16 protein-coding genes are annotated in these 23,561 nt (G+C 63.6%); 9 read left to right on the top strand and 7 right to left on the bottom strand.

Translation table 11 applies throughout. The annotated features are described in order from the left end of the window. The first annotated feature begins 33 nt into the window (after nucleotides 1–33). The 3 genes from J3489_RS01625 (at nucleotide 34) to J3489_RS01615 (ending at nucleotide 6,193) form a co-directional block, all read left to right on the top strand. A complete protein-coding gene (locus J3489_RS01625; RefSeq protein WP_242539692.1) occupies nucleotides 34–1,287 on the top strand; it encodes an efflux RND transporter periplasmic adaptor subunit in 1,254 nt (417 codons plus the stop codon). A 178-nt stretch (nucleotides 1,288–1,465) separates the two neighbouring features. Beyond that, nucleotides 1,466–4,648: an efflux RND transporter permease subunit gene (locus tag J3489_RS01620; protein ID WP_206995494.1), complete on the top strand. Its 3,183-nt coding sequence runs from the start codon at nucleotides 1,466–1,468 to the stop codon at nucleotides 4,646–4,648. Between the two features lie 9 nt (nucleotides 4,649–4,657). Next, a complete protein-coding gene (locus J3489_RS01615) occupies nucleotides 4,658–6,193 on the top strand; it encodes an efflux transporter outer membrane subunit (RefSeq protein ID WP_206995492.1) in 1,536 nt (511 codons plus the stop codon). 85 nt (nucleotides 6,194–6,278) lie between these two features. On the opposite strand, the gene flhC is transcribed toward J3489_RS01615, so the two are convergent. The 4 genes from flhC to J3489_RS01595 all read right to left on the bottom strand — a co-directional run bounded on the left by flhC (nucleotide 6,279) and on the right by J3489_RS01595 (nucleotide 11,978). Next, nucleotides 6,279–6,941: a flagellar transcriptional regulator FlhC gene (flhC, locus tag J3489_RS01610; protein WP_309491312.1), complete on the bottom strand. Its 663-nt coding sequence runs from the start codon at nucleotides 6,939–6,941 to the stop codon at nucleotides 6,279–6,281. A 10-nt stretch (nucleotides 6,942–6,951) separates the two neighbouring features. After that, nucleotides 6,952–7,272, bottom strand: a complete 321-nt coding sequence (flhD, locus tag J3489_RS01605; RefSeq protein WP_206995490.1) for a flagellar transcriptional regulator FlhD — start codon at nucleotides 7,270–7,272, stop codon at nucleotides 6,952–6,954. A 420-nt stretch (nucleotides 7,273–7,692) separates the two neighbouring features. Next, a complete protein-coding gene (locus J3489_RS01600; RefSeq protein ID WP_206995488.1) occupies nucleotides 7,693–11,103 on the bottom strand; it encodes an alpha/beta fold hydrolase in 3,411 nt (1,136 codons plus the stop codon). An 86-nt stretch (nucleotides 11,104–11,189) separates the two neighbouring features. Then, nucleotides 11,190–11,978 (bottom strand): hypothetical protein, encoded by a 789-nt coding sequence (locus J3489_RS01595; RefSeq protein ID WP_206995486.1) that lies wholly within the window; start codon nucleotides 11,976–11,978, stop codon nucleotides 11,190–11,192. Nucleotides 11,979–12,249: 271 nt separating this feature from the next. Between J3489_RS01595 and J3489_RS01590 the strand changes: the two genes are divergently transcribed. Further along, nucleotides 12,250–14,139, top strand: a complete 1,890-nt coding sequence (locus J3489_RS01590) for an ATP-binding response regulator (RefSeq protein ID WP_206995484.1) — start codon at nucleotides 12,250–12,252, stop codon at nucleotides 14,137–14,139. On the opposite strand, the gene J3489_RS01585 is transcribed toward J3489_RS01590, so the two are convergent. Both J3489_RS01585 and J3489_RS01580 read right to left on the bottom strand, forming a co-directional pair. After that, nucleotides 14,105–14,833: a response regulator transcription factor gene (locus J3489_RS01585; protein WP_206995483.1), complete on the bottom strand. Its 729-nt coding sequence runs from the start codon at nucleotides 14,831–14,833 to the stop codon at nucleotides 14,105–14,107. The two genes, J3489_RS01590 and J3489_RS01585, sit on opposite strands and share 35 nt — an antisense overlap. Nucleotides 14,834–15,129: 296 nt before the next feature. Next, nucleotides 15,130–15,438, bottom strand: coding sequence for a DUF4148 domain-containing protein (locus J3489_RS01580; protein WP_206995482.1), 309 nt, complete (start codon nucleotides 15,436–15,438; stop codon nucleotides 15,130–15,132). A gap of 371 nt (nucleotides 15,439–15,809) precedes the next feature. Here J3489_RS01580 and J3489_RS01575 point away from each other — a divergent pair, with 371 nt between their 5' ends. From J3489_RS01575 to J3489_RS01565, 3 genes are all read left to right on the top strand, one after another. Next, nucleotides 15,810–17,471, top strand: a complete 1,662-nt coding sequence (locus J3489_RS01575) for an FAD-dependent oxidoreductase (protein ID WP_206995481.1) — start codon at nucleotides 15,810–15,812, stop codon at nucleotides 17,469–17,471. Continuing rightward, on the top strand, nucleotides 17,468–18,859 hold the full coding sequence (locus tag J3489_RS01570) for an ATP-binding protein (RefSeq protein ID WP_206995480.1): 1,392 nt from the start codon (nucleotides 17,468–17,470) through the stop codon (nucleotides 18,857–18,859). Before J3489_RS01575 ends, J3489_RS01570 begins: the two co-directional genes overlap by 4 nt. A 314-nt stretch (nucleotides 18,860–19,173) precedes the next feature. Beyond that, complete coding sequence (locus tag J3489_RS01565) at nucleotides 19,174–20,373, top strand: porin (protein ID WP_206995478.1); 1,200 nt, start codon at nucleotides 19,174–19,176, stop codon at nucleotides 20,371–20,373. 513 nt (nucleotides 20,374–20,886) lie between these two features. Here the strand turns inward: J3489_RS01565 and J3489_RS38705 are convergent. Beyond that, the gene (locus J3489_RS38705; RefSeq protein WP_374193415.1) at nucleotides 20,887–21,195 is read right to left on the bottom strand and encodes an FUSC family protein; all 309 of its coding nucleotides are present in this window, start codon (nucleotides 21,193–21,195) and stop codon (nucleotides 20,887–20,889) included. A gap of 252 nt (nucleotides 21,196–21,447) precedes the next feature. Here J3489_RS38705 and J3489_RS01555 point away from each other — a divergent pair, with 252 nt between their 5' ends. Together J3489_RS01555 and J3489_RS01550 are read left to right on the top strand one after the other, a co-directional pair. Beyond that, on the top strand, nucleotides 21,448–22,149 hold the full coding sequence (locus tag J3489_RS01555) for an alpha/beta fold hydrolase (RefSeq protein WP_206995476.1): 702 nt from the start codon (nucleotides 21,448–21,450) through the stop codon (nucleotides 22,147–22,149). A 12-nt stretch (nucleotides 22,150–22,161) separates the two neighbouring features. Then, nucleotides 22,162–23,412 carry an iron-containing alcohol dehydrogenase gene (locus J3489_RS01550; protein ID WP_206995474.1) on the top strand — a complete coding sequence of 417 codons (1,251 nt, stop codon included), beginning with the start codon at nucleotides 22,162–22,164 and terminating at the stop codon, nucleotides 23,410–23,412. The last annotated feature ends 149 nt before the right edge of the window (nucleotides 23,413–23,561 follow it).

The raw sequence follows: 23,561 nt of genomic DNA, 5'->3' as shown, positions 1-23,561 counted from the left end.
CTTTCACTAAAAATCCAAGAACCGGAGGTCATCATGTCTCAGCGTTTTACTCGCTCGCGCATCGCGCTAGCCGTGACTGCAACGCTCATCATTGCCGCGCTCGGCACGTTCGGGGCGATGCGCGTGAATGCCAGCTCACCCGCTCACGCGGCGGCGCCGTCCATGGCACCGGAAGTCGACGTCGCCAATGTTCTGAACAGAACCGTCACCGATTGGCAATCGTATTCGGGCCGGATGGAAGCGGTCGATCGAGTCGAGATCCGGCCGCTCGTGTCGGGCACGATCGTGTCGGTGAACTTCAAGGACGGCGCGCTCGTGAAAAAAGGCGACGTGCTGTTCGTGATCGACCCGCGTCCCTATCAGGCCGAAGTCGACCGCGCGGCGGCGCAGCTCGCTGCCGCGCAGGCGCGCGTCGGCTACACGCAAAGCGATTGGGAGCGCGCGCAGCGCCTGATCGCCGATAACGCGATCGCCAAGCGCGACTACGACCAGAAGCAGAACGACGCGCGCGAAGCGGCCGCGAACCTGAAGGCCGCGCAAGCCGCGCTCGAAACCGCGCAGATCAATCTCGGCTACACCAAGATCGTCGCGCCCGTGTCGGGCCGCGTGTCGCGCGCCGAGATCACGCTCGGCAACATCGTGTCCGCGGGCGCGAGCTCGCCGGCGTTGACGACGCTCGTTTCCGTCTCGCCGATCTACGCATCGTTCGACGTCGACGAGCAGACCTATCTGCAATATATCGGCAACGCGAGAAGCGGCGGCAGCGTGCCGGTCGAGCTCGGTCTCGCGAACGAAGCGGGCTATTCGCGCAGCGGCACGATCGCGTCGGTCGACAACCGGCTCGATACGTCGTCGGGCACGATCCGCGTGCGCGCGCGTTTCGACAACGCGGACGGCGCGCTCTTGCCCGGCCTCTACGCGCGGATCAAGGTCGGCGGCGGTGCGCCGCATCCGGCGCTGCTCGTCGACGACGTGGCGATCGGCACCGATCAGGACAAGAAGTACGTTCTGACCGTCGACGCAAGCGGCCGCGTGTCGTATCGCGAGGTCACGCTCGGCCAGCAGCAGGGCAACTTGCGCGTCATTACCGCGGGGCTGAAGCCGGGCGACCGGATCGTCGTCAACGGCATGCAGCGCGTGCGTCCTGGCGCCGAGGTGCGCGTGCATATGGTGCCGATGACGGACGACAGCGATCCGAATGCGGCCGGCGCGAATGCGAATGCGTCGAACGGCGCGAAGGCCGCGCCGCTTGCGCAGCGCACGGCATCGAAAGAGACGAACTCTTGAGCGTCGCGGTGCGTGCATTTGGCTGCAGGCCATGCATTTAGCCAGCGCTCAAACACTCAGAGGCACTCGTGAACTACCCCCACGCTCACATTCGTTCGCTGCCCCCCGAGGGGGCTGTTGCCTCCCTTGAGGCAGCTCGGCGCCCCGAAGGAAGTCCCCTTGGGGGACGGGAGGCAACATGAACATATCCAAATTCTTTATCGATCGGCCGATCTTTGCAGGGGTGCTATCGGTCCTGATCCTGCTGGCCGGCGTGATCGCGCTGTTCCAGCTGCCGATCTCCGAGTATCCCGAGGTCGTGCCGCCTTCGGTGGTCGTGCACGCGCAGTATCCGGGCGCGAACCCGAAGGTGATCGCCGAGACGGTGGCTTCGCCGCTCGAAGAGCAGATCAACGGCGTCGAGAACATGCTGTACATGCAGTCGCAGGCGAACAGCGACGGCAACCTCACGCTGACGGTCACGTTCAAGCTCGGCACCGATCCGGACAAGGCGCAGCAGCTCGTGCAGAACCGCGTGTCGCAAGCGCTGCCGCGTCTGCCCGACGACGTGCAGCGCCTCGGCGTCACGACGATCAAGAGCTCGCCGACGCTCACGATGGTCGTGCACTTGATCTCGCCGGACAACCGCTACGACATGACCTATCTGCGCAACTACGCGCTGATCAACGTGAAGGATCGTCTCGAGCGGATTGCCGGCGTGGGCGAAGTGCAGCTTTGGGGCTCGGGCGACTACGCGATGCGCGTGTGGCTCGATCCGCAGAAGGTGGCGGAGCACAACATGAGCGCCACGGACGTGGTCAACGCGATCCGCGAGCAGAACGTGCAGGTGGCGGCGGGCGTGATCGGCGGTTCGCCTTCGGGGCCGGACGTGCCGCTGCAACTGTCGGTGAATGCGCGCGGGCGTCTGCAAACGGAAGAGCAGTTTCGCGACATCATCCTGAAGACCTCGCCGGACGGCGGCGTGACACGTCTGCGCGATGTGGCGCGCGTGGAGCTGGCCGCGTCGGAATACGGCCTGCGCTCGCTGCTCGACAACAAGCCTGCCGTGGCGCTTGCCATTAACCAACAGCCGGGCGCGAACTCGCTGCAGATCTCCGATCAGGTTCGCGAGGCGATGAAGGACTTGAAGCAGGACTTCCCGGCGGGCGTCGACTACAAGATCGTCTACGACCCGACGCAGTTCGTGCGCTCGAGCATCCACGCCGTCGTGCACACGCTGCTCGAAGCGATTGCGCTCGTCGTGATCGTCGTGATCGTGTTTCTGCAAACGTGGCGCGCGTCGATCATTCCGCTCGTCGCGGTGCCGGTATCGATCATCGGCACGTTCTCGCTCTTGCTCGCGTTCGGGTTTTCGATCAACGCGCTATCGCTGTTCGGGATGGTGCTCGCGATCGGGATCGTGGTCGACGACGCGATCGTGGTGGTCGAGAACGTCGAGCGCAACATCGCAGAGGGCTTGAGCGCGCGGGAAGCGACCTATAAGGCGATGCGCGAAGTGAGCGGGCCGATCATCGCGATTGCGCTCACGCTCGTCGCCGTGTTCGTTCCGCTTGCGTTCATGAGCGGCTTGACGGGTCAGTTCTACAAGCAGTTCGCGATGACCATCGCGATCTCGACGGTGATCTCCGCGTTCAACTCGCTGACGCTGTCGCCGGCGCTTTCCGCCTTGCTGCTGCGCGGACACGATGCGCCCGAAGATTGGCTCACGCGTGGGATGAACCGTGTGCTCGGCCGTTTCTTCGCCGGGTTCAACAAGGTGTTCCAGCGCGGTTCGGCCGCTTACGGCAAGGGCGTGCGCAACGTGCTGGGCCGCAAGGCGGCGATGCTCGGCGTCTACGCGGTGCTGCTCGGCGCGGCGGTGTTCGTCACGCACATCGTGCCCGGCGGCTTCGTGCCCGCGCAGGACAAGGAGTATCTGATCGCGTTCGCGCAACTGCCTAACGGCGCATCGCTCGACCGCACGGAGAAAGTGATTCGCGACATGGGCGACGTGGCGCTCAAGCAGCCGGGCGTCGAAAGCGCGGTGGCGTTCCCGGGCTTGTCGGTGAACGGCTTCACGAACAGCTCGAGCGCGGGCATCGTGTTCGTCACGCTCAAGCCGTTCGACGAGCGCAAGGGGAAGGCGTTGTCGGCAGGGGCGATTGCGGGTGCGCTCAATCAGCAGTATTCGGGCATGAAGGACGCGTTCATCGCCGTGTTCCCGCCGCCGCCGGTGCTCGGCCTCGGCACGCTAGGCGGCTTCAAGCTGCAGATCGAAGATCGCGGCGCACTCGGCTATGCGCAGCTCGACGACGCGACGCAGGTGTTCATCAAGCGCGCGCAATCGGCGCCGGAGCTCGGTCCGCTCTTCACGAGCTATCAGATCAACGTGCCGCAATTGAACGTCGATCTGGACCGCGTGAAAGCGAAGCAGCTCGGCGTGCCGGTGACGGACGTGTTCGACACGATGCAGATCTATCTCGGCTCGCTGTACGTGAACGACTTCAACCGGTTCGGCCGCGTGTACCAGGTGCGCGTGCAAGCGGATGCGCCGTTCCGCGCCCACCCCGACGACATCTTGAACCTGAAGACGCGCAACGCATCCGGGGACATGGTGCCGCTCTCGTCGCTCGTGAAGGTGTCGCCGACGTTCGGCCCGGAGATGGTGGTGCGCTACAACGGCTATACGGCGGCGGACGTGAACGGCGGTCCGGCACCCGGCTATTCGTCGGGACAGGCGCAGGCCGCCATCGAGCGGATCGCGCACGAAACGCTGCCGCGCGGCGTGAAGTTCGAATGGACCGACCTGACGTATCAGCAGGTGCTGGCCGGCAATTCGGCGATCTGGGTGTTCCCGATCAGCGTGCTGCTCGTGTTCCTCGTGCTCGCGGCGTTGTATGAAAGCCTGACGCTGCCGCTCGCGGTGATTCTGATCGTGCCGATGAGCGTGCTGTCCGCATTGGCAGGCGTGTGGCTCACGCACGGCGACAACAACATCTTCACGCAGATCGGCCTGATGGTGCTGGTGGGGCTCGCGTCGAAGAACGCGATCCTGATCGTCGAGTTTGCACGCGAACTCGAACACGACGGACGCACGCCGCTTGCCGCGGCAATCGAAGCGAGCCGCCTGCGGCTGCGCCCGATCCTGATGACGTCGATCGCTTTCATCATGGGCGTGGTGCCGCTCGTGCTGTCGTCGGGCGCGGGTTCGGAGATGCGGCACGCGATGGGCGTGGCCGTGTTCTTCGGGATGCTCGGCGTGACGCTGTTCGGCTTGATGCTGACACCGGTGTTCTACGTGGTGCTGCGCACGCTCGCCGGCGGCAAGATCCACGTCGCACAAAAGGATTCGCCGCATATCGGCATGCCGGCTACGGATTGAGGAAAAACAATGAAACGATTGGATTCGGTTGCCGGCTGGACGCGCATGGCGCGCGGGGCGCTCCTGAGCGGATTGATGCTCGGCTTGCTCGCCGCCTGCGCGGTCGGACCGAAGTATCAGAGGCCTGACGTCGAGCCGCCGGCCGCATTCAAGGAAGCGCCGGTCGTCAACGCGCAAAACGCGGGGACCTGGAAAGTCGCCGAGCCGGCCGATGCCGCGCATCGCGGTCAGTGGTGGACGATCTTCGGCGATGCGAAGCTCGACGATCTCGAAGAGCAGGCGCTGGCCGCCAACCAGGATTTGAAGGCGGCGGCCGCACGCGTGCAGCAATCGCGCGCGCTGCTCGCTTCGGCGCGCTCCGCATGGTTCCCGCAGGTCGATGCGGGCTTCGGCCCGACGCGCGAACATGCGTCTCCGGCTTCGCAATTCCTGCCGGAAAACGCGCCAGGCCCGCAGACGACGCTATGGCGCGCGCAGACGACCGTCTCGTACGAGGCGGACTTGTTCGGCCGCGTCAGCTCGAACGTCGCGGCATCGCGTGCCGATGCGCAGCAAAGCGAAGCGCTGTTCCGTTCGGTGCAGCTTTCGCTGCAAGCGGATGTCGCGGCGAACTACTTCGCGCTTCGCGAGCTGGATACGGAGCAGGACCTGTATCGCCGCACGGTCGCGCTGCGTGAAGACGGCTTGAAGCTCGTCGAGCAGCGCTTCAAGGAAGGCGACATCAGCGAGCTCGATGTCGCGCAGGCGCGGAACTCGCTCGCGACCGCGCGCGCGGACGCGGTCGGCATCGCGCGGCAGCGCGCGGCTTCGGAACATAGCCTCGCGATTCTGCTCGGCAAAGCGCCCGCCGACTTCTCGTTCGCGGAGACGCCGCTCGATCCGGTGACGGTGCGCGTGCCGCCCGGCTTGCCGTCCGCGCTGCTCGAGCGCCGCCCCGATATCGCGGCGGCGGAGCGCGCGATGCAGGCGGCGAATGCGCGCATCGGTCTCGCGAAGTCCGCGTATTTCCCGCAGCTCGATATCACGGGCGCGTTCGGCTACGAGTCGGCGAGCTTGGGCGATTTGTTCAAGTGGTCGAGCCGCGCGTTCCTGCTCGGGCCGTTTGCCGGAACCGCGTTGACCTTGCCGTTGTTCGACGGCGGCCGCCGCAAGGCCGGCGTCGAGCAGGCCAATGCGCAGTATGACGAGAACGTCGCGCAGTATCGTCAGCAAGTGCTTGTCGCCTTCCGCGAAGTCGAGGACAACCTCTCGGATCTGCGTTTGCTCGACGATCAGATTCGCGAGCAGAACGACGCGGTCGCGGCGTCCGAGCGGGCGTCGCATCTGTCGGACACGCAGTACAAGGAAGGCGAGGTGAACTATCTCAACGTGCTCGACGGCGAGCGCACGGTGCTGCTCGCGCAAACTCAGGCAAGCCAGCTCAACGGCGCGCAGGCGGTGGCGACGGTCAATTTGATTCGTGCGCTTGGCGGTGGTTGGGGGAGTGCGCAGGCCGAGGCAGTCGGGGCCGCCGATACGGCTGCGCAACAGGTGGCGAAGCAGTAAGTCAAGCGCGGAATCGAGGGGTCGTGCGGCTCCTCGATCCGGTCCAGGCGAGCGTCAACTCATGCCGCGTGAACAGACCCTGGCGTCACGCGGCGCACGCCACCGCCGGCCGACCAGGAGGCATCGGTGCGGTGATCGGCAACGGCACGACGGTCGCCGTGTCGCCGGCCGCCACGGTCTCGCCCATGGCTGGGATTTCGATCAGCTCGGCCGCTTCCTTGGCCGCGGCGGCTTTCTTCGTCTTGCCGGCGCGCGAGGGCGGCTGGCATGCGCCGCATACGACGTTGTGCTGCAAATCGTGCTTGTGCGCGACGAACTTGCCGCTGCAACGGCAGCAGCGCGTGAGCTGGAGCATGTCGGCGTCGAAGAAGCGCACGAGCGTCCAGGCGCGCGTCAGGTCGAGCACGGCTTCCGCGCCGCTGTGCTTGCAGTGTTCGAGATAGAGGCGATAGCCCTTCGTGAGCGCGTCGAGATGCGAGCAGCGCGCTTCGTTCTTCAAGAACAGGTAGGTGTTATAGAAGAGCGACGCGTGTATGTTCGCGAGCCACGTCATGTACCAGTCGGCCGAGAACGGCAGCATGCCTTTCGGCGGCGACACGCCCTTGACCTCGCGGTATAGCCGGATCATGCGGTCGCGCGACAGCGTCAGTTCGCTCTCGAGCACCTGCATGCGTGCGCCGAGCTCGATCAGAGCAATGGCGCGGAAGACTTCTTGCGCGTCTTCCGAAAGACTCTTCCTTTGCGTCACGACCCGCTCCTTATGCGAACTGTTCGGCCCGTTGGCCGGCAAGCAGGATGGCAGCGTGCGTCGGAGCGACATCCGCATTCTTCGCGGATTGCGTGAGCGCCGACAGCATCGAGTGGTCGTTAAAACGGAAGAAGCAGAGAAGCTGGTCGGAAGAGGCCAACTTGACGATCTGCGCGAGCGACAGACTGGCAAGCAAATCGGCCAATTCCGACGATAGGCCCAGGCGGAACATTCCGACCGGCTTATCCTCGCGCAGCATGCGCTGCGCGAGCATGATGTACGACAAATTAATTTCGCGGATAGAATCCAGCGTCTCGCTGCTGCGGTCCATTTCTCTGTCTTCCCGAAGCCCCGAATTTATTTGTCCGGTAATTTATACCGTGTATTTATGCCCCCGGTTGAGCGCTAACGTTTGCTCTTCCTTTGTGTATCTTTGATACATGGTGTTACAACTTGTAACAACCTGTGAGACGCATTGTATGCAGGGGGTTCCGGGAAATCAATCCGTTCCCAATAAAATGTCGCAAAAAAGTTAACCGCGTATTTCGGTAACTTTTTCACATTTCTGTAACAGGAAAAATTGACCGTGTTTCGTCGGATTTTCGCGTTGCAGCATGGGATTCGTAATGGCTTATTCTGTTAATTGAAATTAATTTGAAAGAATAAAACATTGGTTTGGCGGGTTTTACCGGACGGGCTTTCGTCAATCCTTTTTTATCCTTACTTATTCCTGCGAAGCCCTACTGAGCCGCTACGCGGCGTGAGCGGCCAGATGCCGCGCGATCGACGGATACACGTGCCTGGCCGCATCGCGCCCGAAGATGCAATCGATATGGCCGTACCCGTCGATCAGCACGTGCTCATAGCGCTGATCGGGGTAGGCGCTCCTGAGCAAATCGTAGGTCTTCAGCGTGCTCTCCGGCAGATAGCAGCGATTGAGCGCGCCATGAATGAACGTGATCGGCAGATCCAAGCCGCTCAAATCGTCGAGATAAACATCCTCGCCGTCCGCTCTGACGATGTGCCCCGCGCGCACCATTGCTGCCAGATGTTCGAAAAGGCGCATGTCGTGCACGCCGAACAGCTCCTGCAAGTTTTCGTGCAGCACGTCATTGAGCTGCGCGTGCTCGTAGACCTGCCCATACATGAAGGTCGCGCGATGGCAGACCGCGCTGCGGCAGCCTTCGCCGTGTTCCACCGGATAAAGCCGCAGCGCCTCGTCAAGCAGGTTCGCCGGCCAGCGCGCGTGCTCGGCGAGGGCGCTCAGGCCGGTTATGCCCAGATGATCGAGCATTTCCGGCAAGTGCAAGCCGGCTTTCACGCGCGCCAGCGGCTCGGGAATCAAATGCGCGGACACTTGCGACAGCACGGCCGAACGCACGCGCGTGAGGCCGCTCAAGAGCGCCATCGTCAGCGTCACCGCGCCGAGGCAATGGGCAATGACGTGGATCGAAGCGGCGCCGGAAAGCTCGCAGACCTTCGCGACGGCGGCGGGGATGTCGTAGGCGGCGATCGCGTCGGCGGTCGTTGGCTCGGCCGCGCTCGGCAGCGCGATGCTGACGCGCAGATCGACGAGCCAGACGTCGTAGCCGCCGGCGCACAGGTGCTCGAGCAGATTGGTGTCGATCATGTCGGTCGTGAAGATGGCGCTCGATACGCCCGACCCGTGGATCAGCAGCAACGGTCCTTTGTTTCCCGCGCGATAGCGCGTGAGGCGCAGCGTCTTGCCGTCCTGCGTACGGAAGTAATGGGTATCCGGCGCAGGGGCATTGAGCCGGCGACGCTCGCGCGCACGCACATCGGGGTCCGCGAATTGCAGCGGCGCGGCGATGCCGCCGTACTCGGCGAACAGCACGTCCGCGAAGAACTTGCCGAAACGCAGGGTCCACGCCAGGCGCATTTCGAGTGTCGGCGCATTCGTGACGCCGAGCGTCGTTTGCTGCTTGAGCGAGTTGCCGGCCGTGACGATGAGCGTGGCGCGGCCCTCGAGGCGCGCGCCGTCGTCCGCGGTTTCGCGCACTTCGGCGTAGAGCGTGTTCGTCTGCTTCCACAGCTCGAGCGGCGAGCTGAACGTGATGATCTTGCGGCCGACGAAGCCGTAGCGCTTGCCTTCGGCCGCGACGAGCGTCATCCGGTAGACCATGTTGCGCTGGTCGACGTGCGCCGGGTCGGTGACGAACAGATTGAAGCGCCCCTCGGCGATGGTCATGGGTTCGCTCGACAGCGCCGCGCACGTCAGCGTGCCGACCATCGGCGCTTCGTGCTGTGGGTTCGCGAGCATCGCGGGGAGGTCGCCGGAGTCGACGGTGAGCGTGAAGCTCATCGGGCTCGGCTCGGCGTCGTCAGGGGCGGCGGGCGTATACGTGCCGACCATCGTTTCCGTGAAGCGCAGGCCGATGCGCTCGGGAGCCGGCGCAACAGCGGCGCGCGGGCCGCCCCGCGTGAAATCGATCGCCCAGCCGTTGGCCGCGGCCAGTTGCACGCAGTTGCGCTCGGCCAGCGCCGAAATCGTCAAGAGCGGATTCACGCCGAGCGATAAGGGTATGACGGCGCCGTCCATCACGTAGAGACCGCGATGCACGCCGGTGCCCTTGGCGCCGCTGAACGCGCGGCCGGCATGATCGACCACGCCATGTTCGGCGTCGTCCGCCATCGCGCAGCCGCCGAGCGGATGCACCGTGACGAGGCGGTTCTTGAAAAGCGGCGTATCGAGCGGATCGTCGACGAAGGTGCCGCCGAGCGCGCGAGTCGCGTCTTCGAGCGTCTCGTTGATCGTGCGGTAGATCGGCTGCTCGCTCGCGCCGGGCCACGCGATGCGCGGGCGATCGTCTTGCAGCACGATCTGCCCCGCGGCGTCGTCGTGGGCCATCACCAGGAACGTTTGCGTGTTGCGCATCGCGCCGTGGTGCGGGCCGCGCAATGCCGAGAGCGCTTCGCGTGCGGCGGCGTCGAGCGCGTCGTGCTCCGCTGCGCCGCCGGCGGCATCGTCTTCAGGCTCGGGCACGCCCGCGGCGGGAGCGGCAATGCCGAGCACGCCCAGCATCGCCGTGCCGATCGGCGCGGCGAGCGAGCCTTCTTCGATGACGAAGCCGTCCATGACGTCTTTGGTGTCGCGATGGTCGACGATGCCGGTGATCACGGGGCCGGCCGGTGCGCGTTTTGCCTCCTCGGCCGTCTCCCAGCCCACGCCGTTGATCTCGTGATTCGTGTTGAACGCGAACGCGAGCACGTCGCCGTTGCCGGTGAAATGCGCGCCTAGCTGGTCCGACAACGCGAGGCCGCGTTTTTCTCGCGACCGCAACAGGATCGCGGTGGAACCGAGCGTGCCCGCCGACAGGATCACGTGGTCCGCCGTCGTGAACAGCTCGGCACCGTCGAATACCTCCCGGCCGATATCGATCCACTGGTAGTAGACGCGCCATTGCCGCGCGGCTTCGTCCCATTCGACCGAATCCACTGCCGCCTGCGTGAAGATCTGGGCGCCGTGCGCGACGGCGTCCGGCAGGTAGTTCATGTGCGTCGAGTTCTTCGCGCCGTAGTTGCAGCCGGAATTGCAGTTGCCGCAGCCGATGCAGGCGCTTTGCTCGACGCCCGCCGCATTGGTGCCGTCCTTGAACGTGACGGTGATCGGCGGCCGGTAGAACGATGCGCTCATATCGAGCGCTTCGGCCGACCGTCCGAGTGCGTCTAGCTTCGGCAAGCGCGGGAAATCGGCGGGCCACGGCTGCGGCTGAAGCATCGCCAGCGCGCGGGCATAACCGGCTTCGATGCCCCCTTGGTCGGCGCGCAGCGCTGCCGGCCAGCGCGGGTCGTCCCAGAGCCGCGCGTCGGGGTGCAGCGCGACGTTCGCGTTGATCAGCGACGTGCCGCCGAGCCCGCAGCCGACCACCGCGTTGACTTCCTGGTTCACGTGCACCTCGATCAGCGCGAGCGCCGAGCCGAGCCGCCGGTCGTCGAGGTTGTACTGGACCGCGCCGGCGCCCTGCCCCGGATGCACCGGGTAGTCGCCCGCCATGAATTCGCGCCCGCGTTCGAGCACGCAGACGCGGCGCCGCGCGCGAGCCATGCGGCTTGCAGCGATGGCGCCGCCATAGCCGGAGCCGACGACGATCACGTCGTAATGCGGCTCCAACGCCTCCAAAGGACTCGACAGGCGGTTCATGCGGCCACCTCGAAGGTTATAGAAAGAGAGGGGACGTGCGGCGCGGCTTCTCTATCTTAGGCCGTGAATCGCGCTTATCCAGCGGATCAGGCAGCCGCCTCGTTCACGAGGCACTCGCTCGCCTCGACCGCGAGCAAGCTCAGCGCGACCAGAATGACCTCGCGATTCTCGACGTGGATATCGATGCCGAGGTCGTCGACGAGCCAGCGGCCGATCTTCGTATTGGAAAAATCGTCGGCCTGGGCCGTCTTTTTCATCGTGACGCCGAGCTTCACTGCGCGATAGTGATACGACGGCACGCGATGCTGCGCCGCGATACGCGACAGTCCGCCTTTCGCTTCGGAGCCCCAGCCGAGGCTGCCCGCGAGCACGATCTGCTCGGGCGCTTCGAGGCCGGCGATGAAGCGGTGCGCGGCGTCGCGCACGCGGGCTTCATCGAGGCCGTATTGCATCAGCACGCCGTCGACCGGATCTTCGAGCGCCCGCGCGTGCGAGTCGATTTCCTGCTCGATGCCCTCGATTTCCATCGACACGTTGCGCTGATGGCTCGCGCTGCGCAGGCAGTCGATCAGATAGCGGCGGAAGTACGCGCAGATCGCGTAGCGCGTGGACGGCGCGCTATCCGGGCACGCGTGCGATTCGCCGTGGCCGGGTTCGAGCCGGAGCACCTTGGCGTAGATGAACTGCGCGACGAGCTCCTCCTTGTCCTCGGCGAGCGCATGCAGTTCGAGCGGATGGTAGCCGCGCAGGGCACTTTGCACGAGCTCGCACATCGACACCATCTCGTCGTCGGACAGCTGGCTGCGGCGGCGCCAGAGGTCGGGGAGGATCGCGTTGTCGTTGCGGGCAAAGTCGTGGCCGATCAGTGTGCCCATGATGCCTCCGTCTTGTCGAAGATCTGGGGGGGGGAGGACGCGGTGTCGGAACCAGCGTTGAAGGAAACGCTGAAAACCTCGAAGGTCGTCGGCCGCGCGAGAGAAGTGCCGCCAGTATGGTTTTCGGACCCGGCGCCGCCTATATGGATTAAGTGGTAGCCGATGGGTAAACTCCGGGTAAACCGCGAAAACGCCGCCGCGTCCGCGGTTTTCTTCAAGGGCTCAGGCACTAGCTCATCGAACATGCCGGACTTCACAAGGAAGCCGCACGATGCAGGCCGATCCGATCCAGCGCGCCATCGACGAAGACCTCGTGCGGGTCCTGTACGCGCAGGACCTGCTCGCGTTTTTCACGCATTGGTTTTCGATTGCGGTGCTGACGTCGATTTATTGGGCGGAGATGTCGGCGCTGCGCTTTTTCAACGCGTGGTTCGTGTTCTACGCGGCGGCGAATTGCCTTGGCCTAGCGCTCTGGCTCTGGCATCGGCGGTGGCCCGCCGCGCTGCCGCCGCGCGTCTGGATCAGCCTGCATGCGCTGCGCGGCGCGCTGCTCTATAGCGCGCCGGGGCTTTCGATCTGGTTCGCGTTTCACAGCACGCAAGCGGAGTTGCCGCTCCTTCATACGGTGATGCTCGTGACGCTGGCCGCCGGCGTCTTCATGTCGAACGGCTTCGACACGCTCAATTTCTCGATCGCCATTCCGCTGCTGCTGATGCCCGCGATCGCGCTGCATTTCAGCGCGCATTCGTTCGAGCGGATCGTCGTCGGGATCGTGCTGCTGTTCTTCTTTTCCGCGATCAACCTGTATGCGATCAGCTATCGCAAGCTCTTTCGCAGCGTGGTGCAGGCGCGTGTCGATCAGCAGCGCCTCGCCGAATCGCTCGCGCTGCAAAAGCACGTGGCCGTCGAGGCCGGTTTGGCGAAGACGCGCTTTTTTGCGGCCGCGAGCCACGATTTGCGCCAGCCGCTTCATGCGATCGGACTGCTCGCGGCGTCGCTCGGCGATACCGCCGCGCCGAGCGCCGAACGTGCGCGCGCCGCGGAGAACGTCGTGCGCAATGTCGAGGCGCTCAATCAGCTCTTCAATCAGGTGCTGGATTTGTCGCGCATCGAAAGCGGCGTCACGCAGGTGATGCGCGTGGACTTCCGGCTCGCCGAGCTGTTCGAGCGCGTCGGCAGCCTGTACCGGCCGCAGGCCGCGGCCAAGGGGCTCGCATTGCGGATCGCGCCGACTTCGATCGTCCTTCACGACGACCCGGTGCTGCTCGAGCGCGTGCTCGGCAATCTCGTGGCGAACGCGGTGCGCTATACCGACGAGGGCTCGATCTGGGTCGGACTGCGGCGCGCGGGTCGCGCCGACGGCGGCTTTATCGAAGTGCGCGATTCGGGCATGGGCATTCCGCCCGGCGAGCAGGAGCGCATCTTCGAGGAGTTCTACCGCGGCGCCAGCGCCGAGCGCGACGCGCGTCCCGGCCACGGGCTCGGGCTGCCGACGGTGCGCCGCTTGATCGGCTTGCTCGGCGGCGAGCTGCAGATGCGCTCGGCGCCCGGGCGCGGCTCGACGTTTCGCTTTCCGGTGCGCGCGGGGGATCCGGGCCGCGTCGTCACGGGCTTGGCGGAGTTCACGCCCGCGGGCGTGTCCGCGGCGACGGCCGCGGGGCGGCGCGTATTGTGTATCGACGACGAACCCGCGATTCGCGAAGGCGTCGCCAGTTTGCTCGGCCGCTGGGGCTGCGTCGTGAAGAGCGTCGCGGACGAAGACGCGGCCTGCGGCGCGATCGCCGAGGGCTTCGCTCCCGATGCGGTGCTGTGCGATTACCAGCTCGGCAACGGCCGCGCGGGCAACGTCGCGCTCGAGCGCGTGCGCGGCGCGCTTGCGCGTCACGGCGCGGAGCGCGCGGTGCTGCTGCTGATTACGGGCGATATGGCGTCGCCTGAGCTGAAAGCGCTCGCCGAAGAAGGCGTGCCGATCCTGCACAAGCCCGTGAATCCGGCGCGCCTGCTGCGCACGCTGCAGACGGCGTGGCGCGATGCGGACACCAAGGGCGGCGCGGCGTCCAAAGCGGCGGCGCCGGCGCCCGGCATTGCGCCGCCGGAAACGTTCCCGCAGGCGCTGCCGCCGCCGCTTACAGTGTCTTCCCGGCCTCGAGCCAGCCGTTGATGACGGCGATCGCGGTCGCGCGATTGCGGACCGCCAGCGCCCTGAAGATCACCGAGAGATGCACCTTCACGGTGCCTTCGGCCATGCCGAGTTCGCGGGCGATCATCTTGTTGGTCCAGCCCCGGTGCACGAGCCGCATGATGTCCTGCTGACGCGGCGAGAGGTTTTCCATCAGATGCCGCTGGTGCGGCTGCAGCGCTTGAATGCCGGACGAAGCGGCTGCCGCGGGCCCGGCGCCCGAGGCTTCGGGTGACGTTTGCTGCAACGAGGCGGAGGACGGCGCCCCATGCGTGCCGAGCAGGCTCAGCGCCTCCATCGGCACATAGGCGCCGCCCGACAGCACGAGTTCGATCGCCTTGAGCATCACGCTCGCGGGCTGCCGCTTCGGCACGAAGCCGAGCGCGCCGGCGGCGAGCACGGCGCGCATTTCATCGGGCGACTCCTCGGCCGACAGCACGACCACCGGCAGCGCCGGATTTCCCTTCAGGAGCGCTTCGAGCGAGGCCGCGCCCGCCATGCCGGGCATGTGCAGGTCGACGATCGCGAGGTCGTGGTTGGCGTCGGGGCGCGCGGCGGCGGCGAGGGTCTCCCAACTGTCGGCTTCGTCGAATTGGGCGTCCGCATCGAGGCCGCGCAAGAGGCCCTTGACGCCTTGGCGGATCAGTTCATGGTCGTCGGCAACAAGAAACTTCATGTTGTCTCCGTGAGGGACCTTGCTTCTTGTTATATGGCCTGCGTGCGGCGAATGCCAATGCGCTCGCGCTGCGTTGCAGCGTGGCGCACCTGGGCGCCGCCGCGTTGGGGCTTACCCGATAGACGAACCGCCTGGAGCGTTTTTTAACGGCGCTTGCTCAACCCAGCACGCTCATTGCCGGTGCTCGACAACGGGCGCGGCTTGCTGATCGGACAATCGATAGCAGTCCTTGAGCATCTCGAAGAGCAATATTCGACACGCGATCAGCATTCTGTTGTCGCTCAGACAGTTCCCTGTCAGGGATGGTTGTACATCGAGTCCCAGTCAGCCTTCGAGCCGGCCGGGCGGCCCGCGTCCGACGAGCCGCTCGCGACGCCGCCGACGCCTGTCGCGGCATTCTGTGCAGCGACCTTTGCTTCGGCAGCCTGAATGTCGGCGGGGTAATAGGGGTCTTCGCCACGGGCCGGGTTATAGCCGGCCTTTTCGAGCTGGATCAACTCGGCACGCACCTGCGCGCGGGTGACGGGCTGGTTCGCCTGGGCGAACACGGCGACAGGAGCGGCGAGAGCAGCGGCAACAACAACGGCTTGAATCAGAGACTTCATGGTAACTACCTCCAGACTGTGTTTGGGTCCTGCTACGAACAGCCCTGTTCGTAATCGATGGCATCAGTCTAGGTAAGTAGCCGCTGAAGATTAAGACGGCGCCCAGGAAAGCATTGTTGTTGGATATGGGGTAAACCCTCAAGCCCGGCGGCCGTTCAAAGGTGAAGTAGCGAATGAACGAAAACCGAGCGGACGCAACCTTGCGTCGAACGGGCGGCATTGGGTGATGGGGAATGCCTGGATAACTTGAGCGCAGCAGCGCCTAAAATGTTTGCAACATCCGCCGGGTCCATCAATGTAATCGGAGTATGAACCGCGCGTCGCTTGACCTTTCGCTCGCGCGAACAGGCGATCTGTGCGGCCGACAAGTCATGGAAAAGCCCGTTATCCTCGCCGTCGACGACGACCCGATCGTGGCCGGCGCAGTCGCGCGTGACCTGCAGACTGCCTATGGCGAGCATTTTCAGATCGTGCGCATGGAGTCGGGTCAGGCCGCGCTCGAAGGGGCGCGGCAACTGCGCCGGCAAAATCGCTCGGTCGCGCTCTTCATTGCGGATCAGCGCATGCCGCAAATGAGCGGTGTCGAGTTCCTCGAACAGGCAATCGATCTATTTCCCGAAGCCAAGCGCGTGCTGCTCACCGCTTACGCAGATACGGACGCCGCGATCCGGGCGATCAATAAGGTGCATCTCGATCAGTATCTGCTCAAGCCCTGGCATCCGCCCGAGCAGAACTTCTATCCGGCGCTCGATGATCTGCTTGCGGACTGGCAGGCCTCGTTCCGGCCTGCATTTCAAGGCATCCGGCTGCTCGATCACCGCTGGTCGCCACAAGGGCATCAGCTGCGCGACTTCTTGGCGCGCAATCACATCCCGTATCGCTGGCTCGATGTAGAACGGCACGAAGAGACCGATCCGCTATTGAACTCGCTGAGTCCGGCGCTCCGTCAACTGCCCGTCGTCGTGTTCGAGGACGGAACGGCAATGGCACAACCGACAACCGGACAGATCGCAGAGAAGGTGGGGCTGCGCACGCGCTCGACTACGCCGTTCTACGACCTGGTGATCGTCGGCGGCGGACCGGCCGGCCTGGCTGCGGCAGTGTATGGCGCATCGGAAGGACTGCATGTCGCGATCATCGAATGCGACGCGCCCGGCGGGCAGGCCGGCACCAGTTCGCATATCGACAACTATCTCGGCTTCCCGGCGGGTGTAAGCGGCGCGGAATTGTCGAGGCGCGCGTTGATGCAGGCAAGGCGTTTCGGCGCGGAAATGATCCTGACTCAACACGCCGTCGGTTTGCGTGTCGAGGCGCCTTATAAGTTCGTCAAGCTATCCGACGGATCGGAGGTCAGCTGTCTCGCTCTGATGGTCGCGAGCGGCGTGTCCTATCGCAAGCTGGAAGCGCGCGGAGTCCAGAAGCTTACCGGAGTTGGGGTCTACTACGGTGCGGCGACGGTGGAGGCGCTCGCCTGTGCCAACCAGGATGTGTACATCGTGGGCGGCGCCAATTCCGCAGGACAAGGCGCCATGTTCCTGTCCAAGTACGCGAGGTCGGTGACGCTCCTGTGCCGCGGCCCCTCGTTGAACGCCGGCATGTCGCACTATCTGGTCGAGCAGATACACAAAACGGAGAACATTCATGTGCGGCCCAATACCGAGGTCGAGAGCGTAGGCGGCCAGGGACATCTCTCGGAGATCACATTGCGTGACCTGCAGACCGGGCGCTCGGATACCGTGACTGCAGGCGGTCTGTTCGTTTTCATCGGCGCTGCGCCCTGCACGGAGTGGCTGCGCGGGGTCGTCGAGCGGGACGAGCACGGCTTCCTGTTGACTGGGCGCAGCGGGCTCAAGACGGGCACAAAGCCATCGGGGTGGCAACTGGAACGTGACCCGTTCCTTCTCGAAGCGAGTGTTCCCGGCGTCTTCGCGGCGGGCGACGTGCGTGCGGACTCCGTCAAGCGTGTTGCCGCTGCCGTTGGGGAGGGTTCGATTGCGGTGCATTTCATCCACCAGTACCTGGCGAATCTATGAGCGACCTGTCCACGCTGTTCACGATGCCGCACTTCGCGGGCTTGTCCGAGGAGCGAAGACAATGGCTGAGCACAAAGGTGAGCGAACGCCGCCTCGCAAGGGGGGAAATCCTGATGCGGGAAGGGCAGCTCGTCACGCATCAATTCATTCTGCTCGAGGGTGAACTCATGACCGAAAAGCAGGTCGGCGGACGGCAAATGTTCGACGACCGGCGCATCCCGCCGACGTTGGTTGCCGAGACGTCGCTACTTGCAGAAATGCCGGTGCCCTTGACCTTCTCCGCCGCGACAGATTGCTATCTGGTCGCGCTTTCCGCGGCAGTGGTGCGCACCCTCCTACACGAGTGCGAGTCCTACAGGAGGAATGTTTTCCGTTCGATGTACGCGCGCATCAGCGCCTACGATATGTTCGTCCTCAACGGGGAGAAGCTGGCAGCGCTCGGACGCTTATCTGCCGGGCTTGCGCATGAACTGAACAATCCCGCCGCCGGCGTCGCGCGTGCCGCGGACGGGATGCGCGAAGCGCTCGACAGTCTGCGCCAGACGACCCGCGTACTGTGCCGGAGCGCGATGCCTGCGGAAGTTGTAGACAGGCTGGATGGCTGGGCAAGCCGAGCCGCACCTGCGGTGGATGCGGCGCCTCAAGGTGCGTTGCGGCAAAGCGAGGCGGAGAACCTGCTCGCCGATTGGCTCGCCGCAACCGGTATCGCGAAGCCTTGGCTTATCGCGCCGCAACTGGTGGCGGCCGGGTTCGCTCCGGCCGATCTCGCGCCCGTTGCTGAAAGCGTGACGCACGAGCAGTTTGGCGCGGGCATCCGCTGGCTGGCGGCGACACTGGATTTGCGCGCGCTGGCAAATCAGGCGTGGATCGGCGCGGGCCGTATCTCCGAGATCGTGAAGGCCATGAAGGACTATTCGTACATGGACCAGGCCCCGTTGCAGGAGGTCGATATACACGACGGCATCGAGGATACGCTGACGATCATGCGACACAAACTGAAGCAGGGCGTCATCGTCAAGCGCGACTACGACCGCACCTTGCCGCTCGTGCCGGCTTATGGCAGCGAACTCAATCAGGTTTGGACCAACCTGATCGACAATGCGGTCGACGCGATGGAGGGCAATGGCCAGCTCACCATTCACTCGCGTCGGGACGGCGGCTTCGCGGTGATCGAAATTGCGGATACGGGACCGGGCATCCCGGCCGACATCGTCCCTCGACTCTTCGAGCCTTTCTTCACCACCAAGCCGCTAGGCAAGGGCAGCGGTCTGGGTCTTCACCTCGCGTACCGGACCGTCGTACAGCGCCACAACGGCACCATCAGCGTTGTTTCGCATGGCGGCGAGACGAAATTCCAGGTGCGTCTGCCTCTCGCTGCCCCCGCATGACATTGCAGCGGCACGGCAGAACACGCCACTCTATCGAGCATGTGTTGTTGTATCAGGACAACGCAAGTGAAGATGAAAACGTGCCGCTTGTGCAACGTTTGTAGCTGCCCGCACCACGTTGCAAGACTCGGAGCCCCAATGCGCGTGCTTCCCAGGACGTGAATCTTTTGTGACCTATTCTGCCCGCAACGCTGACCACACTCTTTCAATCTCCGAAGTATTTCGTCTCGCCGCTCCTTCCTATACTCAGCCCCTTCACCAATCGCAGTAATCGTTGAGTGCAGCGGAATCTAATTGGACCAAGGAGAGATTTCATGAAATACCGGCATATCGCCGTCGCAACATCGATGCTGGTCGCCAGCGCCGCGCATGCTCAGAGCAGTGTGACGCTATTCGGCTTGATCGACACGGGCATCGTCTATAGCAGCAACGCGCGCGTCAACGCAGCGAATCCGGCGGCAGGTGGCGGCACTCAGTGGCAGGAGTTTGCAGGAAACGTTTATACGCCGCGCTGGGGCCTGCGTGGCACTGAGGATCTCGGCGGTGGACTGAGCGCCGTATTCTGGTTGGAAAACGGTTTCAATTCGACTAATGGCACGTTGAAGAATGGCGGCGACCTCTTTGGTCGCCAAGCGTGGGTGGGTCTGAGCTCGAGCCAGTACGGCACGCTGACACTGGGCCGTCAATATGACTTCATGGTCAGCTATCTCGCGCCGTTGAGCGCGACGGGTTCGGGTTTTGGCGGCAACCTTGCCGAGCACCCGTACGACAACGACAACCTGAACAACGACCTGCGCCTGAACAATTCGGTGAAGTTCAGCAGCGCCTCGTTCGATGGGCTGAAGGTCGGCGCGATGTACGCGTTCTCGAACGAGGCCGGCCAAGTCTCCAACAACAATGCATACAGCGCGGGCATCAGCTACGGGGTCGGCCCGATCAACTTGGCGGCTGCTTATCTGCAGATCAACCGCAACCCGAATGCACAGAATGCGAGCGGCGCGGTCAGCACGGGCGACGGCGATGCTTTGACGACGGGCGGTTTGCAGCGGATGTTCGGCTTGGGCGCGCAGTACATGTTCGGCAAGTCGTCCGTCGGCCTGCTCTGGACGCATACGTCGACCGAGAGCATTTCGAACCTCTGGTTCGGCGGCAGCACGAGCAACGGCGCGCTGCCCGGTCCGTCGAACGGCGCCGGCAACTACCTCAAATTCGACAACTTCGAGGTCAACGGCCGCTACTTCGTACGTCCCAACTTAAGCCTCGGTGCGTCTTACACGTACACGATGGCCTCGTTCGAGTCGTCGACCGGCAATGCCCATCCGCACTGGAATCAGGTGATGGCGCAGGCCGACTATCTGTTCTCGTCGCGCACTGATGTGTACCTCGAAGGTGTCTACCAGCGTGTTGGCGGGGGCAACGGCATCTCGGCGTTCGACGCGGGTGTCTATACGCTGACCCCGGCTACGAGCAACCAGCAGGTGGTCGTGGCTGTCGGTCTCAAGCACCGGTTCTAGCCGACGCGTTGCCGGCGTCAGGTCAGGACGCCCTCGCTTTCGAGGCGTCACGAAGCTGATTTTCGAGTATCGTAAGAAATCGGGTGGCGCGGTGTCTGCGCCACCCGATCGCAACTGCGGTCTTATACGACCGTTGCCGCTGCGGATAGCGGTCCGGATGGTCAAGCAAGTTAGCTGCCGAAGAAGATGTTGCAGAAGCTCACTGGACCCACACATTCTTCGCTACTGGGACTCGCAGGCTGCGTAGCGGCTGTCGAATGCGCAGGGTCCTCGGCGCTGACATGTTGATCGGTATCCGGCCGGGCTATGCCAGCTGTGCCGACTTCTGACGCGCATCCGCCGAATAACAGGATCGTAAAAGCGCAAAGCACCGTGATCTTTGAAATGTTCATCGGTTGACCTTATTGAATGGAAGGAAGGCGTTAAGCCTATCCCACCCAATACGCGGAATTAACAACGTCCGTCTCAAGGGACCGTCACGGTTATTGGACGAATATTTGGAAACGTCAGGTGTTAAGCGGAGAGTCGCTGTCCTGCAAAACGAATCGTAGAAAATGCAGACAGCAAAGAATTCGCCTTAGTCTGGTCGGATGTCGTCATCGCGGTTCGCGGCTGCGGGAGTTCGAGCAGCATCGCGAGTCCCGCCGCCATACAGGCCGCGATCACCGTTTTCACGACGTGAACGAGCATCCGCCTGTCCAAATACACGAAGTCGAGAATGGACGATAGCCGGCGGTTGAGCGCCGGCAGGACGAAGTATTGTCTGATGTGTTTCATGACGATTCGCGCCTGGAGCAGCAGCGCATTCGCGACTGCGTGCACGCGTTGCCTTGCTATGAATGAGTGCTGCTACTTGGTCAGTCGCGGATTCTATTGAGGAACGCAGAGCGGAATAAGCTCCCTTTTCGAAGAACCAGCCTCACAAGTTGCGCAACAGTCTCGTTTTCGAGGGAATCATCCGCCACCGGTTCTATCGCATTCCGCAAGTCATCTTTGTGGCAATCCCATCTTCACATATCCGTAATGTTCGACTAACATATTACACATATGCAATACGTATATGCGGAGGAAGGTGTGGACGTAAAGATATGCGGGAGAGGGCCGGCGCTCGTTGTTGCCGTGCATGGAATCCAGGGTACGCGAAAGGTATGGGAGCCCGTCGCCGGGCGGCTGGACGGCGAAGCGACGTTCGTCCTCCCGAATCTACGAGGACGGGGCGGCGCGCCCCGTGGTGCCTGCGTAGCCGATTACCAACTGAGGTGTTTTGCGGACGATCTAGGCGAAGTCATCGATTCGTGCGTCGCTGGGCGGGAGTACTGGCTGGCAGGGTGGAGCATGGGCGTGTCGGTGTCGCTGGAGTACCTGTCGCGTGCGGGCGCGCATCAGCCGAGTGGAGTGATTCTGGCCTCGGGTACACCCGCCGTGCGCAATGTGGCCTGGTTCCAGGCAACCGGGAGGGCCGCGCTGATGGACGAGATCGGCGCGCGTGAACGCAAGCTGAAGCTCGGCGAAGCGGCAGATCACGATGCGGTCGCGTGGACGTGGGAGGCGATCCGGGACACGGACCAAACGGCGATCCTTCCATCGATCGCGATTCCCACCCATGTCGTGCATGGCGCTGCGGACGATCAATGTCCGCTCGAGTGCGCCCACATGCTTGCGAGCGCCATCCGTGGGTCAACGGTGAAAATTCTGGGGGGCGGTCATAGCCTGCCGGTGACGCACGCTAGCGCGATATCGACGTTGCTTCGAGACGTTCTGTCCCGGCAAGTTTGATGCGGAGACAACATGAGAGTAGACGATAGGGTTCATTTCTGTCCCCCGGGACGGTTGATCATCGGTGCGGGGAGTCGGGCGCAGCTTCCGGCTCTCGTTGCGCGGTTGGGGTATCGGCAAGGGGTACTCGTGACGGATACATTCTTTTCCGGACACACCCCCTGGGTGGAAGAGTATGTGTCGGCGGCGCGTGCGCTCGGAATCGAGACGCTGGTATTCGATGGCGGGGCGCCGGACCCTACCACCACGCTCTGCGACCAGGCCACGGCAGCGATACGCGCAGCGCTCGACGGCCATGTGCCTGACCATGTCATTGCGCTCGGAGGGGGGAGCAACATCGATCTGGCCAAGGTTCTTTGCATAACACTGCCAACGGGTCGCCCGACTCATGATTTTGTGAAAGGACTCAGTCCGTCGGATCGCCCGATACCTTTCGTTGCATTGCCAACGACTGCCGGAACGGGCTCCGAGGCAACACCTGGCGCCATTCTGGTCGATCCGGAGAACGCTACGAAGGTCGCGGTAATGGACAATTCGTTGCGTCCGCAGGTCGCGCTTATCGATCCGGAATTTACGTATTGCTGCCCGCCCAAGGTAACAGCCGATGCAGGGATTGACGCCTTTACCCATGCGATCGAGTCTTACCTGACGCTCGATTCTTCGAAATTTGACCGTGCCGGGAGTGCGGACCCCGGCTACAGCGGGCGCTCATCGCTCACCATGATATTCGCGCGCGAAGCGATTTCCCTGTGTGCCAGATACCTGAAGAGAGCCTATGACGATGGTGCCGACATCGAGGCGCGTACCGGCATGTGCTACGCGAGCCTCTACGCGGCGCTTTCATACGGCAGCGCGGGCCTGAATGCCGTCCATGGCATTGCCTACGCCGTTGCCGGCGCGACGCATCGCTCTCATGGGACAACGAATGCCGTGATGTTGCCTTATGTGCTGGCGGAGCTGGCTGGAACGCGAGCAGAGGAACTCCTGGATGTCGCCCGGATTTTCGGCATCGACTCCTCCGATCCTGGCCATGCCATTGGTGAGCTCTGCGGGCAGATCCGCTCCTTGATCGGGGCCGTCGGTATTCCGACGACGTTGAAGAAGATCGGCATCGAGAAGGCCTCTCTTCCGTCTCTCCTCGAGGACGCACTGGGCGTCACGAGGCTTGCCAGAGCATTTCCCGTGCCGGACGTGAAGGCAGCGTACGCGCGGATCCTGCATAACGCGTTCGAAGGCGAGTTGGGGAAATCCCTAGCGGTGTAAGTGCGTCAAGGTATTGCATATTCTTGGTGATCAACTAATATATCAGATATATATTGTGAATGAAGGAGACGTATCATGACGGCAGAAACGCAAAGCAGGTTCCGCGAGAGTCCGCTCTACGACGGGCGAATGACCGAGCGGCAAAGAAT

Source organism: Trinickia mobilis, from assembly GCF_017315705.1.
Lineage (GTDB): Bacteria > Pseudomonadota > Gammaproteobacteria > Burkholderiales > Burkholderiaceae > Trinickia_A > Trinickia_A mobilis.
This window is presented reverse-complemented; position numbering and strand designations above follow the sequence as displayed.

Coding starts and splice junctions, on each gene's coding strand:
- J3489_RS01550 (WP_206995474.1), top strand. CDS start 22,162: ATGAGAGTAGACGATAGGGTTCATTTCTGTCCCCCGGGACGGTTGATC.
- J3489_RS01595 (WP_206995486.1), bottom strand. CDS start 11,978: ATGGGCACACTGATCGGCCACGACTTTGCCCGCAACGACAACGCGATC.
- J3489_RS01580 (WP_206995482.1), bottom strand. CDS start 15,438: ATGAAGTCTCTGATTCAAGCCGTTGTTGTTGCCGCTGCTCTCGCCGCT.
- J3489_RS01600 (WP_206995488.1), bottom strand. CDS start 11,103: ATGAACCGCCTGTCGAGTCCTTTGGAGGCGTTGGAGCCGCATTACGAC.
- flhD (WP_206995490.1), bottom strand. CDS start 7,272: ATGGACCGCAGCAGCGAGACGCTGGATTCTATCCGCGAAATTAATTTG.
- J3489_RS01570 (WP_206995480.1), top strand. CDS start 17,468: ATGAGCGACCTGTCCACGCTGTTCACGATGCCGCACTTCGCGGGCTTG.
- J3489_RS01625 (WP_242539692.1), top strand. CDS start 34: ATGTCTCAGCGTTTTACTCGCTCGCGCATCGCGCTAGCCGTGACTGCA.
- J3489_RS01590 (WP_206995484.1), top strand. CDS start 12,250: ATGCAGGCCGATCCGATCCAGCGCGCCATCGACGAAGACCTCGTGCGG.
- J3489_RS01615 (WP_206995492.1), top strand. CDS start 4,658: ATGAAACGATTGGATTCGGTTGCCGGCTGGACGCGCATGGCGCGCGGG.
- J3489_RS01620 (WP_206995494.1), top strand. CDS start 1,466: ATGAACATATCCAAATTCTTTATCGATCGGCCGATCTTTGCAGGGGTG.
- J3489_RS01585 (WP_206995483.1), bottom strand. CDS start 14,833: ATGAAGTTTCTTGTTGCCGACGACCATGAACTGATCCGCCAAGGCGTC.
- J3489_RS01565 (WP_206995478.1), top strand. CDS start 19,174: ATGAAATACCGGCATATCGCCGTCGCAACATCGATGCTGGTCGCCAGC.
- J3489_RS01575 (WP_206995481.1), top strand. CDS start 15,810: ATGGAAAAGCCCGTTATCCTCGCCGTCGACGACGACCCGATCGTGGCC.